Raw genomic sequence first — 13,464 nt, forward strand, 5'->3', positions numbered from 1 at the left:
GATCGTTAAGCGATCCTCATAAAAATTATCGAAAACAAGCGAGGGCGGATACCCCCGCTAGTGGAAAGTCGACAAGGTCATGCAAGAAGGTCATGACTTTTACGCTAATTGGCAATATCAAAAGAGCGAACCTCGCTCACATAATTCGCTCAAGAAAATAAAGATGTGCGGGTCGAACCTGCGCAAAAACAGGAGACAGTCATATGCCCAGCTACGTACCTCCCGCTGTGTTCGCCGGAACCGCGCAGTCGGAACATGATCAGACGATGAAGCTGGAGGGCACGAGCAAGACAGTGGACATTGGGCGCGTGCTGGACGACGGTCCATTCACCACGTTCCAGAAGCTCATTGTCCTGCTGGCAGCGCTCTCCATCATTGTCGATGGTTTCGACAGCCAATTGATCGGCTTCGCCATCCCCGTGCTGATCAAGGAGTGGGGTATAGCTCGCAACGCCTTTGCGCCGGTGGTTGCGGCAGGACTGATCGGCATGGGAATAGGCAGCGCCTGCGCCGGTTTGTTCGCGGATCGTTTCGGCCGGCGCTGGGCCGTGATCGGCAGTGTGCTGGTATTTGGCGTCGCGACCTGCGCGATCAGCGTTGCCCCGAACCTTGCGATGATTGCCGCACTGCGGTTCATCGCCGGGCTGGGAATAGGGGGAGCGTTGCCGACCTCTACCACGTTGACGGCGGAATATACGCCCGCGCGAGTGCGCACCATAGCGGTCACGGTCACGATCCTTTGCGTGCCGCTGGGAGGCATGGTGGCGGGATTGTTCGCCAGCGTGATCCTGCCGTCCTATGGGTGGCGCGCGTTGTTCCTGACGGGCGGCGTGCTGCCGCTGATGCTGGCGGTATTACTGCTGTTCGCGCTGCCTGAGTCCCCACGCTTCTTGTCGCGTCGCCCGCACCGCTGGGCCGAATTGGCGGCGCTTTTGGGCCGCATGTCGCGCCCGGTCGCGAAAGATGCGAGCTTCACCGACACCCGCGAGCGCGATTCAGAGAAGCACGTAGGTTTCACCGCGCTTTTCAAGGACGGCCGCGCGTTGGACACCGTAGCGATCTGGTGCGCATTCTTCATGTGTTTGCTGGCTGTCTACGCCGCGTTCAGCTGGCTGCCGACCATGCTGGCCAACGAGGGTTTGTCGATGCAGTTTGCCGGCTACGGGCTGACGGCCTATAACCTTGGCGGTGCGATCGGGGCGTTGGCGTGTGCGGTCACCATCGCACGATTCGGTTCACGCTGGCCGTTGATCATTTGTTGTTCTGGCGCTGCTGCCAGCGCGTGGCTGCTGCTGACAGTGGATGTCTCCCGGCATGTGAGCGTGCTGATGTTCGGACTTTTTACACACGGCCTGTTCGTGAATGCTGTGCAGTCCACCATGTATGCGCTTTGCGCCTATGTCTACCCGACGGGAGTGCGTGCGACCGGAACAGCGTCGGCGTTGGCATTCGGACGGATAGGCGCCATTGTCAGCGCGTTCGCCGGAGCCGCGGTGATTACCGCGGGCGGCGCGTCGTCATACCTGGTGATGCTGGGCGCGGCAATGACCGTGGTGATGATCGCGCTTGCGCTCGTGCGTCGACATATACCCAGTACGATCCGATAGAACGCTGGACATACTTGCATCAAATCTTCTAATGCGTCGTTCAAGCGGAATTCGAATTTCTTGAAATATTAATAAATTAGCATACCTATTAAATATTGATGCGGGGCCAAAAACAAAACGATTAAAACCAGGAGGGTCGAGTGCGCAACACGCTTGACTGCCATCGGGACAAGAAATTTTCAACCTGCATTCCAAAGCGCAGGTAAGGGGAAACGGAGACCATGAAATACAAAATAGCATTGTTGGGCGCACTGCTCTCGATCAACGCGGCGCCATCTTTTGCGCAGAGCAATGTGACGCTTTACGGAATTATCGACACGGGCGTCGAGTTTGTAACGCATGCCGATGCATCGGGCAACAGCGTGGTACGGATGCCGGGCGTGACGGGTGAACTGCCATCGCGATGGGGCATACGCGGCAACGAGGATCTCGGCGGCGGCTGGTCGACCATCTTCACGTTGGAAAGCGGCTTCAATACCAAAGCCGGAACGCTGAACCAGGGAGGCCGCCTTTTCGGCCGGCAAGCGTTGGTCGGCTTGACGGGGCCGTATGGCAGCCTGACGTTCGGGCGCCAGTACACCATGACGTACTGGGCCATCCTCGACTCTGATCTGCTCGGGCCGGACATCTATGGCGGCACGGGTTCCTTCGACCAATATTTGCCCAGCGCGCGCAGCGACAACACGATTGCGTACAAGGGATCCTTCGACGGCCTGACCGCGGGTGCGACCTATTCCTTCGGCCGTGATTCGGCTGGTACCGGGAATTCACCGGGGCAGGGCACGTGTGTCGGCTCGGTCCCGGGCAGCCCTCAAACCTGTCGCGAATGGTCGGCCATGCTGCGTTATGACTGGAAGGGATTCGGCGCTGCCGCAGCCTACGACGAACAACGCGGCGGCCCGGGCGCATCGGCGAACCTGTTCGACGGCACCCCACCATTCGCGTTGACCAATCCGGGCGACAAAGATATCCGCATGCAGTTGAACGGCTACGGAGCGATCGGAAAACTGAAGATCGGGGGCGGCTGGCTTGGGCGAAGGGTGGAGACCGTTTCGGCCGCCACGCCCAACGTGAACTCGGATCAGTTCTATCTGACGGCCGCGTATCCGGTTACGCCCGCGTTCGTGGTGGACGGCGGTGTCTACCGGATCGTCAACCGGCAGGACGACACACGCGGCACGATCGAGGTGCTGCGCACGACCTATTTCCTGTCGAAGAGTACGGCTGTGTATTTGCAGGGGGCGTATCTGGCGAACAGCGCGAAAGCCGCCTACACGGTGAGTCAGGGTGGTGGCGGCACGACGCCTGCTGCAGGCGCTGGGCAACTCGGTGTAATGGCCGGATTGCGGCACAGTTTCTAGTTGCCCGAGCTCTCGCTCGCTACCTGGTCTGCGTCTGAGCGGTTGCGCGTGTCCGATGACAAAGACGCCAACGTCCTGGGGCCGGTTAATTACTGGCCCTATCCACGAGAAGGCTTTATTTTCCCGAAAATCCGCCATTTCGCATTAATTTTCCATTTTTTTAACGTGCACCATAAGGCGGCCAGGCGCGCTGGGGCACGCGGCGAACCCAATGAACGATGACAATAGTTGCAAGAAGGCCAGTCATTCCCGCGCTAACCGGCGTTCGCTTCCTGGCAGCGTTGAGCGTTGCGCTCTACCACCTTTCGCCTGATGTCGCCGCGTCGTTAGGGATTTCGCCATTTTATTTCTATGAGAATTCGGGCGACCCCGTCGAGCTGTTCTTCATTCTTTCGGGGTTTATCCTCACCTACACGCATCCGGAAATGGGCGGCGCTGAGGCGCCTGCCGTACGACAGTTCTATTTTTCCCGGTTTGCTAAAATCTACCCGATCTATTTGTTGGGCTGGATCGTATTTGCCCCGCTGGTGTATTCGAACCTTGCTTCCTTGCACGGACACTCGGCCGGTTTATATGCGCGGCTCGCGTTTTACGGGGTGATTTCCCTGACGCTGTTACAAGCCTGGACGCCGGCCACCGCGAACGCCTGGAATACCCCGGGATGGTCGCTCTCTGCGGAAGCGGTCTTCTACGCGTCGTTTCCCTTCCTGTTTGCTTTCCTGAAAAATCGCAGCGTTGGCGTGCTGTTGAGTTTGATCGGTGCGTGCTGGTTATTTTCCGTGATCCCCACGTTGACGCTTTCGTTCCTGCCAGCGTCATTAGGACAGGCGTACTGGCTGCGAGAACTGGTCAACTTTATGCCGGTGCTTCGGATAGGCGAGTTTATCGCCGGGATATGCATGGCGCGTCTTTATCTAAGCCAGGGCGTGGCTAAAGCATTGGTCTTCGATGTAGCTGCTTTCGCAGCTTTGGCTGCCGCAGTTGCGGTCATCGTGTTTGCGAATCACGTATTGGCTAAGGCGTTGCTGTTCCCCGCCTTTATCCTGCTTCTTTACTGTCTGGCACGCGCGAAAGGATTGCTAAGCGACTGGCTTGGGAGCAAGCCCATGGTCCTGCTAGGGGAAGCGAGTTTCGCGTTCTACATCCTGCACGTGCCGCTTTTCCGGTACGCAAAGATGCTGTTCCCGAGCGTCGCCACGGCTCCCGTGCCATTCATGGGGTTTTTACTTGTGCTAACGGCCGTGTCGATTTTCAGCTTCCTGTCGATTGAAAAGCCCTTATGCGCGTACCTTCGCACAGCCTATAAGCGCTCGCGTTCACCGCGTGCGATCCGGCAACCTGAGCACGCGCACTAGGTGTCAGATCGCCGTTTGCCTTAGCACGTCCGACAACGCTGCGTGCGGCTTAAGGCAGCGTCACCGGAACCGGCCGTGTCAGCAAATCGATATACAGGCTGAAGAACCGGTTGTTATCGAACTGAGTGACATAGGTGATTTTCTGCGGCGAAGCACCGGCGGCCGGTTGATCGGGATAGACCATCACATGGCCCTGATCCTCGCCACTGGTCGTATCGATATCCAGGTACGCGCTCTTCGTCTGTGTCGCGTAGGTCGGATCGAGAAAATACGCGATGGTCAGCGTGTCGTAGATGTCAGTGTTGGTGCTAAAGGCATTGGCATTGGTCGTCGCGTAAATCTTGGTGACGGCGGTCTGCTTGCTCGGATTGTTGGCGATCTGGTCGTAGACACTCTGTGTCAGCGGCACGGTATCGGTCACATCAAGGGGAATGACGGTTTGAGGAATGGTCGTTTGCAACACCGTGCGCACGGCTAGCGGATCAAACCACCAGTTCAGTTCGCCCACGGCATTCGCATTGCCCGGCACGGCCATCGCGCCGCCCATATAAACAATCTGCTTGATAAGCGGCGCAATTTCCGGCGCCTTTTGCAACGCGAGCGCAAGATTAGTCGGCGGCCCGACTTCAAGAATAGAGACTTGATTCGGATAACGCTTGATCGTATCGATCATGAAATCGGACGCGTTTTCCGCCTGCAATTTCGTGCTCGTCGCAAAGCCGTCCGGCGGGGCAATGAGTTGCGAAGCCTGCGTGGGTTCAGGGCGGCTCCACGCGCCAAAATATCCGTTAGGGTTGGCGGCTTGCTGGGCGCGGATACTCGCGACATTGTATTGCAGCGGGTAATCCGCGCCGGCGTAGACCCCAACGGTGTTCTGCACGCCCATCCGTTCCACGGCTTTCAGCGCGTCTGATTGTTCCTGCAATAGCCAGTCATTGCCGGTAACTACCGTCAAGCCAAGCAAATTGACTTTCCCTTGCGCCATTAATTGCGTGGTCATTGCAAAAAGCTGGCCGTCATCGCCCATCGTATTGAAGTCTGAATCCATGATGACCTTTGGCGCATTCGCCAAGGGCCCGGGGTTCGAATTTCCGCTTCCACCGCAAGCCGTCAAAAACACGGAAGCCACCAGGACAAACGCGGGTCTTGAGTTCATTGCTTTTCCCATTCGAGATTAGTTGGATGACGAAAATCAACTGCCACATGAAGCCATGCAGCAGCTTGACGAGGACGTGACCAGCCCCTGCAACGGGGCAGCACGGTTTCGACGCTTCAATCTGAATCGATTAACTAAATCGAATGCCCGGGACGCTTGAGAAGTCCCGGAACAGAGAGGGGCTTAAGGCGCGCTGTCGACTTCCTGACGAGTCGGAATGGAAGGTTGTGCGCCGGCGCGTGTGACGGAAATGGCAGCGGCTCGCTGCGCAAGGCTGATCGCAGCCTCTATGGGTTGGCGTGCGGCCAGCTGAGCGGCAAAGACGCCGATGAACGTATCGCCGGCAGCAGTCGTGTCCACCGCGCTCACCTTGGGCGCGGGGTAGTGCGTGCCTTCGCCTGCTTCGGGCAACAGATACGCGCCTTGCGATCCAAGCGTCACGATGACGTTACGCGCTCCCGCTCGCTGAAGTTCTTTCGCTGCCCTGCGCGCGCCGCTTTGCGACTCGACCGGCAATCCGGCAAGGATCGCGGCTTCGACTTCGTTCGGAACCAGATAATCGACCAACGGCAGCCACTCGGGCGGCAGCGGACCGGTTGCCGGCGCCGGATTTAATACGGTTAGCTTACCGAATTTCCGGGCGGTGAGAAGCGTGGCATAGACTGAATCCCATGGGGTCTCGAGTTGACAAACGACCACGTCAGCGGCCTTGATTACTGCCTCATGGCGCTTGACCATCTCGGGCGTTACCTGGCCGTTGCTACCGGGCACGACCACGATCGTGTTCTGACCGTCGTCCGCTACGGTAACGATTGCCACGCCGGTCGGCACTGACGCGTCGGTTTCGACTGCGCTGCAATCGATCCCTTCCGCTTCGAGATCTGCCAGCCGCAATGTGCCGTTGGCGTCGCCGCCCACGCATCCGGCCATGGTCACGTGGCCGCCGATACGTGCAGCCGCAACTGCCTGGTTGGCGCCCTTGCCGCCGGAGATCTGCGCGAACTCATGGCCGCTGATCGTTTCGCCCGGACGGGGCAGGTGCGGCGAGCGCGCGACCAGATCGGTATTGATGCTCCCCATGATGAGGACTGAGCCTTGCTTGTTTTCTTTGGACATTTCAATTTCTCCTGCTGGCGAACGGATCGATTATCGGGCTTGGGCTTTGGTTAAGTACGCGCAATAAGCACACTGGTCCCAAGCCGGGCGCCACAGACGTCGCCGATAATAGGGACGCATTTTCTTCAGTCACCCGTAATTCGCGCCTGCCTGGGACGAATCAACTATCCGAAGCGCGCCTGCACGAGCGCCGCCTACGCTTATATGATGCGTCGTTTGCTGCGGTACGTATCCAGCACGACCGCAACCACAATCACCGCACCGGTGATAATCCGCTTGGTCGGCTCGTTCGCGCCGATTTGCGCGAGGCCTGCCGCCAATACCGAAATGATCAGGACGCCGAAGAACGTGCTAATGACAGAGCCTCGACCTCCCATCAGGCTGGTGCCGCCGATCACGACTGCGGCAATCACTTGCAGTTCGATCCCGGAGCCGGCATTCGGATCTGCCGCCTCAAGCCGGGAGATCTGGAACAGGGCCGCAAGACCCGAGAGCAGGCCCATTAGCGCGAACACGATGACCTTGTACGGGCGTGGATTCACGCCAGCCAGCCGCACGGCTTCCTCGTTCGTGCCGATGCCGATCAGGTAGCGGCCAAAGACCGTCCGGGTGAGCACGAGCTGCGCCACTATCATCACGGCGATAGCAATCAGGAAGGAAGGGGAGATACCAAACGCGATGGGGTTCGAGAGGAAGTCGAACGCGTCACCTATATACGCCGTGCGCGAGTTCGTCATCTGGTACGCAAGGCCTCGTGCCGCTTCCAGCACGCCCAGCGAAACAATGAACGAAGGAATGCGCCAGCCCACCGTCACGGCGCCGGTTACGCAGCCGGTGAGCGCTGCACCGGCCATGCCGAGCAATGCTGCCGGGAGCGCCCCCCAGTGCCATTGCAATGCGGCGACGCTGGTCACTGCCGCACCCAATGCCAGCACCGAACCCACCGACAAATCGATACCCGCAATGATCAGCACGAACGTCATGCCGACCGACATCACCACCAGATCGGGAATCTGGTTTGCGATCGTGCTGAAGGTGTCGTAGCTCAGGAAGTGCGAACTCAGCACGGAGAACAGCGCGATCATGGCGATCAGCGCGCCCAACAGGCCCAGGTAGTTCGAGAAACCCAGCCGGGCGCCGATCGGCTTCGCGCTCTTGGGCGGCTCCGTCTGCGACTTCGGTGTAGTTGTTTGTACAGTCATGACTGGTGCTCCGTGATAGGGGTGTCCGGCGTCCCGGCGCCCGGCGTTTCGACGCGCGGCGTTTCGACGCCCGGTTCAATAGATTCACTGAGAATTTTATCGCGGGCTGCATAACCCGAGAACGCTGCGGCCAGCAACGCGTCCTGCGACCAGTTATCGCGTTCGAAAACGCCGGTCATGCGTCCCGCCGACATCACGCCGATCCGGTCGCAGATCAGCATCAGCTCGCGCAGGTCGCTGGAGACCACCACCAGCGCACGGCCCTCGCGCGCCTGGGCGCCCATCAGCGCATAGATGTCGAACTTGGCGCCGACGTCGATGCCTCGCGTGGGTTCGTCGAAGAGCAGGACGGTGCAATCGCGGGCGAGCCAGCGCCCGATCACTACCTTCTGCTGATTGCCGCCCGAGAGTTCGGACACGGGTTGCGCGGCGCTCGACGTGCGAATCCGCATGGCGTCGATCTGCTTCTGCGCGAGTGCGGTCTCTTGGCGGGCATCGATGAATCCGTACTTCGATACCGCGCCGATATTGCCCAGCGAAATGTTTGCGGCGATCGGCTGGGGCAGCAACAGTCCTTCGCCCTTGCGGTCTTCGGTGATGAGCGCGATACCCTGGCTCACTGCATCGGAGGGCGACTTGATGCTGACGGTCTTGAGCTCCCCTCCGCGATGCGCGATCGATATGCTGCCGCTATCCGCGCGGTCCGCACCGTAGATCAGCCGCATGAGTTCGGTCCGGCCTGCGCCGATCAGCCCGCTGACGCCGAAGATCTCGCCGGCCTTTACTTCAAACGATACGTCGCGCACGGCGTGGCCGCGCGTCATGCCCTGCACCTTGAATGCAGTCGCGCCGATCCGGCGTTCACCGAGGTCGATACGCTCGCCAATATCGCGTCCGACCATCAGCGTGACGAGCTTGTCGCTGCTGAGGTTGCGCATGGTGTCGACGTGGACCAGCCGGCCGTCACGCAACACAGCCGCGCGTTCGGCGATGCGCGCCAGTTCTTCCAGCCGATGCGAGATATACACCAGCGCCACGCCGCGCGACTTCAGGCGGTCGACCTGCTCGAACAGCAAGTCGACTTCGCGCGCCGTGAGCATGGCGGTGGGTTCATCAAGGATCAGCACGCGGCAATCGCCGATCAGGTTGCGCGCGATCTCGACCATCTGCTGATGGCCGATGCCGAGTTGACCCACGAGCATATCCGGGTCGATGGCATCGAGCCCGACCTGGGCCATCGCCTGACGCGCGTCTTCGCGCAACGTCGTGCGGTCGATCCAGCCCAGCCCGCGTTTTGGCAGGCGATTCAGAAAGAGGTTTTCAGCAACAGACAGCGTGGGCAGCAGGTTCAGTTCCTGCATCACCATGCGCACGCCGAGCGCTTCGGCGTTGCTGCGGCTGGCCGGTGCATAAGACACACCGCCGAGTTGCATAGAACCGGTGGTGGGCGTGACAAGACCGCCTACGATCTTCGAGAGTGTGCTCTTGCCGGCGCCGTTTTCGCCTGTCAGCGCGAGCACTTCACCGGGACGCAATTGAAGCGAGACGTCCGTGAGCACCGGTTCGACATAGGTCTTGCCGATCCCGCTAATGGTCAGCACCGGCGCTATGTCGGCGGAAGGGGCTATTGAACTTGGCATCGCTTATGAGAGGCTAGGGCAGCTACATGAATGCGAGTTCCGCCCCGGCGATCAAGAACCGGGGCGCACCACACGTTTGGACATTTGAAGCTCAAGCCGCACGCGTCGGGACACTCTACGCTGCTTGCGGAATTCCGGCATGTATGCGTCACCGTGACCAATTGCGGCTTGCCACGACGACTTATCACGACGACGCATACGGGTTGGCTCGAGGCCGGCAGGCTTACTTTGTGACCAGGTTGACCGGCGTTTCCACCACGCTAGACAGTTCCGACTGCTTCTGATGCGCGGAGAGCGCCTTCAAAGCGGTGTCGATACCAAATACCGCTTGTTTCGCGGCGTATTGGTCGGCAGTCGCCAACACCCGGCCGTCGGCCAGCATCGGCTTGATGGCGTTGATGTTGTCGTAACCAACCACGTATACCTTGCCCGCCTTGCCGGCCGCCCGCACTGCAGCAACTGCACCGAGCGCCATATTGTCGTTACCGCACAGCAGCGCTTTGATGTTCGGGTTCGCATTCAGGATCTGCGATGCCACCGCGTTGCCCTTGTCGATTTCCCAGTCGCCGGATTGCAGCGCAACAACCTTCATGCCACCTGCTTGCATTGCTTGCTTGAAGCCGGCCGTGCGTTGCTGCGCGTTGGTCGTGGTCGACACGCCTTCGATAATGCCGACTTCATCGCCGGATTTCAGTTTCTTGGCCAGGTAATCCCCGACCAGCTTTGCGCCCTTCGCGTTGTCCGGGCCGACGAACGGCACGTTCAGGTCTTTCGATTTGAGCACTTCCGGATCAAGCTGGTTGTCGATGTTCACCACGATGATCCCTGCATCCACGGCCTTCTTGATGACCGGAACGAGCGCCTTGGAATCAGCGGGGGCGATCACGAGCGCATCGACCTTCGAGACGATCATCTGTTCGACAATGCGGATCTGGTTTGCGGTATCGGTTTCGTCCTTGATGCCGTTCGAGATGAGCGTGAACTTGCTGGCGTTATGCGCCTGATAGTCCTTGGCGCCGGTTTCCATGGTGAGGAAGAACTCGTTGGCGAGTGACTTCATCACGAGGGCGACCACGGGTTTTTTAGCCGTTTGAGCGAATGCCGACGAAACCGGCAGGAGTGAAAATGCGGCAAATACTGCGGTTGCAGCGAGTACGCGGCGCCGTGCTGGGTTGGCTTTGCGGGTCATAGAGTCTCCGTTAGTTAGTTCGCTCTTCGGTCTACTGAGGGATAGCCGTCGAATCGTTCAGGCAGTTAGTCGATTGGTCGCTTGGTCGCTGGGTCGATAAGTCAATTTGAATGACATGCTTGTTGCCGCTTTGCTTTAACGCTAATACGTGAAAACCCGATGCATGAGCCAAGGCGCGAAACAAGCGGCAATTCGCAAGCGGCAATCCGGCCCATCCGGGTCTAATGCTATCCTCGCGATTCGCGATATGCTACGTCTAAATTCGAAAGCGAGCGTTTCAAAAATGGAGCACGTTGACTGGGACGACCTGCGGCTTTTGCTCGCCATCGCCCGTGAAGGAACCATGAGAGCAGCCGCTGCGGCGTGTGATCTTAGCGCGGCAACACTATCGCGCCGCTTGACCGAGCTTGAAAGAAGATTAGGTGAACCCCTGATTGACCGCGTGCCTTCCGGCTGCGCAGTCACGGCGTTCGGGCAGCGGGTGCTCGCGTGGGCCGAGCAGATGGAGGCCCTGGCGCATCAGATCGAACGGGCCGGGGATGTCACGGGTTCTCACGGTCTTGAAGGCACGGTCAGGATCAATGCGGTCGAATGGATGTCCTACATCCTGATGAAGTTGTTGGGCTCCTTCCAGGAAAGGTTTCCCGGACTGGCCATTGAAGTGCTGACCTCGCAGCAGCCGTACAACCTTTCCCGGCGCGAAGCCGACATTGCCATCTGGTCGGAATGCCCGGACGAGGGCGACTTGTATGTGCGCCGGATCGGCAAAGTCCGCTTTGGGTTATACGCGTCGCGGGACTATTACCTGCGTCACAAGGTGGCGATCAAGAAGAAGGAGTGGAGCAAGCTGTCCTTCGTCGGTTATGACGAGCGCCGGGGCGATCATCCTGCGGCCCGCTGGCTCAAGACGCTGCCGGGCGCGCCTGCGCCGAGCCTTCGCAGCAGCTACGTGCTGGGCGTGTTCGATGGCGTGCTGGGCGGCTCGGGCCTCGGCGTGCTCGCTCAACTGGCGGGGGACACGACGAGCGATCTGGTGTGCATTGAACCGCATATCAGGGAGCTGGATCAGGATGTCTGGATGGTCTTGCACCCGGCGCTTCGCGGCAGCGAGCGCATACGGGCGGTGTCGAACCTTGTCGCCGATATTTTCAGGTGACGACGGACTTACGCTCAGCCTCGATGGGGGGCGACGCATGCCGCGGCCGCTTCACTGAGCTTGGGAATTATCCGGTCCTGCACTTTTCATTTAATGAACACGGTTTTTTGAACGCTGCCAATAAATATCGGGGCAATCTATCTGCGATAATCCGCTCGGTTTCGCTTTGTTCAAGAACTCGGAAATTCCATGAAATCCAATAATAAATGGCGGTACGGGGTAGTTCTGTGGGCAGGCGCGGTGGTTTGTACGGCGGCGTGCGTCGCGACCACTGCAATAGCGGCAACGCCTGCAGGGCAGGATTCGTCGTTGGCAGCGGGGAATGCGCTTGGCGACACGAGTGCGAAGCGTGGTCTGCTGACCAACGGCGCGGCTGACGAACCGCAGGCGCCAGGCAACGGCAGCATTACCGAGTTGCAGCAGATGATCCGCGACGGCAAGGTCATAGAAATGCGCACGACTTATAACGGCAGCTATGGCGCGAGCATGTTGTTTTATCCCGACCAGATGACGTATTACGTCGCGCTGTTCCAGCAAAAGAAGTTCTGGCGCGTGATCAAGACGCAGACCGATACCCGTGCTGAAGCGGTCTATGCGGACTTCGCGAAAAATACGGCGCTGCTTGCCGATTCGGAAATTCGCCGGGAGAAGCTGCAGGCTGAAAATGCCTTCGCGGATCGGCTGATTGCGTTGCAGCAGAACCGGGCGAACCGCTTGCAAGCGGATGTCGATGTGGCGCGCGCGCAGCAAAGCCAGGTCGTTGATCGTCAGGCGCAACAAAGGGACGCTATTGTTGCTTTGCGCGCTCAGCAGGACGCGGCTCAAGCTGAATTGCGTGCGTTGCAGACCAAGGTGCAGGATCTTCAGCGTCAGGCAGATGGGGATTTAATGCCGGTGCAGTGATTTTTGCGGGGGCTGAGGGGGCGAGGTTTCGCGGGCAGAGTCGATGCCAGGTTCCTGCGATAGTGGTCGGGGTCAATGCCGGGTTGCTAGGTTCTGGGGTTAGCGGTCGGAGTCAGTGCCGGGTTGCTGCTTTCAGCGGTAGTGGTCTGCATGAGTCGGATATTCTCTTTATCACTATTAGCCACTGTGCGTGGCGGCACGTCATTTCTTTGTCCAAAGCGACAAAGAAACGAAGCAAAGAAAGCGCTTTCAGAACGAGGGCTCGTAAGTTGACCTAGCGTGCAGTTTCTACGTTTTTGGCACCCCAAAAGCACGGTGCTCGCCAGAACCACGGATGTGTGAACCCCTCTTTCTCCGAACACGGATACCCACACGCTTCGCCACCAGTGACTGAACCTGCCCAAGGTGCACCCCGCGCTATCCGCGGAAAACCATCCTCCGAATTTGTACGCATGTCGAACCACATCGCCAACCCGCCTCGAAATAAAGCGGTCGGATAGATGAGGCCCCACCGACAAAAATAACCGCGCCGATCATGCCGACCAAGCAGCGAACCCATAAAGACCTGCAGCGGTAAATACGCGTGAGGCCGCGCGGGTTTTCTTAGCAATAGTGCTTGCCCGAGAGCGTACGGGGCGAAGCGTGTGCGTGTAAGAATTCGCGAGAAGGAGGGTTTCAAACATCGGTGGTTCTGGCGAGCACCGTGCTTTTGGGGTGCCAAAAACGTGGAAACTGCACGCTAGGTCAACTTACGAGCCCTCGTTCTGAAAGCGCTTTCT

Annotated in this window: 10 protein-coding genes; 5 read left to right on the forward strand and 5 right to left on the reverse strand. The window is 59.1% G+C overall.

Annotated elements, in window-relative coordinates; all coding sequences use genetic code 11:
- Positions 1 to 266: 266 nt before the first annotated feature.
- The 3 genes from FH08_RS0114005 (at position 267) to FH08_RS0114015 (ending at position 4,323) form a co-directional block, all read left to right on the forward strand.
- A complete protein-coding gene (locus FH08_RS0114005) occupies positions 267 to 1,607 on the forward strand; it encodes an MFS transporter (RefSeq protein WP_031358922.1) in 1,341 nt (446 codons plus the stop codon).
- Positions 1,608 to 1,828: 221 nt separating this feature from the next.
- Positions 1,829 to 2,968: a porin gene (locus FH08_RS0114010; RefSeq protein ID WP_031358923.1), complete on the forward strand. Its 1,140-nt coding sequence runs from the start codon at positions 1,829 to 1,831 to the stop codon at positions 2,966 to 2,968.
- A 218-nt stretch (positions 2,969 to 3,186) separates the two neighbouring features.
- Positions 3,187 to 4,323 (forward strand): acyltransferase family protein, encoded by a 1,137-nt coding sequence (locus tag FH08_RS0114015; protein ID WP_075583334.1) that lies wholly within the window; start codon positions 3,187 to 3,189, stop codon positions 4,321 to 4,323.
- A 49-nt stretch (positions 4,324 to 4,372) separates the two neighbouring features.
- On the opposite strand, the gene FH08_RS0114020 is transcribed toward FH08_RS0114015, so the two are convergent.
- From FH08_RS0114020 to FH08_RS0114040, 5 genes are all read right to left on the reverse strand, one after another.
- Positions 4,373 to 5,479 (reverse strand): nucleoside hydrolase, encoded by a 1,107-nt coding sequence (locus tag FH08_RS0114020; protein WP_031358925.1) that lies wholly within the window; start codon positions 5,477 to 5,479, stop codon positions 4,373 to 4,375.
- A gap of 183 nt (positions 5,480 to 5,662) precedes the next feature.
- A complete protein-coding gene (gene rbsK / locus FH08_RS0114025) occupies positions 5,663 to 6,595 on the reverse strand; it encodes a ribokinase (RefSeq protein WP_031358926.1) in 933 nt (310 codons plus the stop codon).
- A 200-nt stretch (positions 6,596 to 6,795) separates the two neighbouring features.
- Positions 6,796 to 7,797 (reverse strand): ABC transporter permease, encoded by a 1,002-nt coding sequence (locus FH08_RS0114030; protein ID WP_031358927.1) that lies wholly within the window; start codon positions 7,795 to 7,797, stop codon positions 6,796 to 6,798.
- Positions 7,794 to 9,437: a sugar ABC transporter ATP-binding protein gene (locus FH08_RS0114035; protein WP_051888266.1), complete on the reverse strand. Its 1,644-nt coding sequence runs from the start codon at positions 9,435 to 9,437 to the stop codon at positions 7,794 to 7,796. Before FH08_RS0114035 ends, FH08_RS0114030 begins: the two co-directional genes overlap by 4 nt.
- 223 nt (positions 9,438 to 9,660) lie before the next feature.
- Positions 9,661 to 10,626 carry a sugar ABC transporter substrate-binding protein gene (locus FH08_RS0114040; RefSeq protein ID WP_031358929.1) on the reverse strand — a complete coding sequence of 322 codons (966 nt, stop codon included), beginning with the start codon at positions 10,624 to 10,626 and terminating at the stop codon, positions 9,661 to 9,663.
- Positions 10,627 to 10,909: 283 nt separating this feature from the next.
- On the opposite strand from FH08_RS0114040, the gene FH08_RS0114045 reads away from it, so the two are divergent.
- Together FH08_RS0114045 and FH08_RS0114050 are read left to right on the forward strand one after the other, a co-directional pair.
- Positions 10,910 to 11,782, forward strand: coding sequence for a LysR family transcriptional regulator (locus tag FH08_RS0114045; RefSeq protein WP_031358930.1), 873 nt, complete (start codon positions 10,910 to 10,912; stop codon positions 11,780 to 11,782).
- A gap of 189 nt (positions 11,783 to 11,971) precedes the next feature.
- A complete protein-coding gene (locus FH08_RS0114050; protein WP_051888267.1) occupies positions 11,972 to 12,685 on the forward strand; it encodes a DUF2968 domain-containing protein in 714 nt (237 codons plus the stop codon).
- Positions 12,686 to 13,464: the final 779 nt, after the last annotated feature.

It is taken from the genome of Caballeronia sordidicola (assembly GCF_000729995.1).
Lineage (GTDB): Bacteria > Pseudomonadota > Gammaproteobacteria > Burkholderiales > Burkholderiaceae > Caballeronia > Caballeronia sordidicola_A.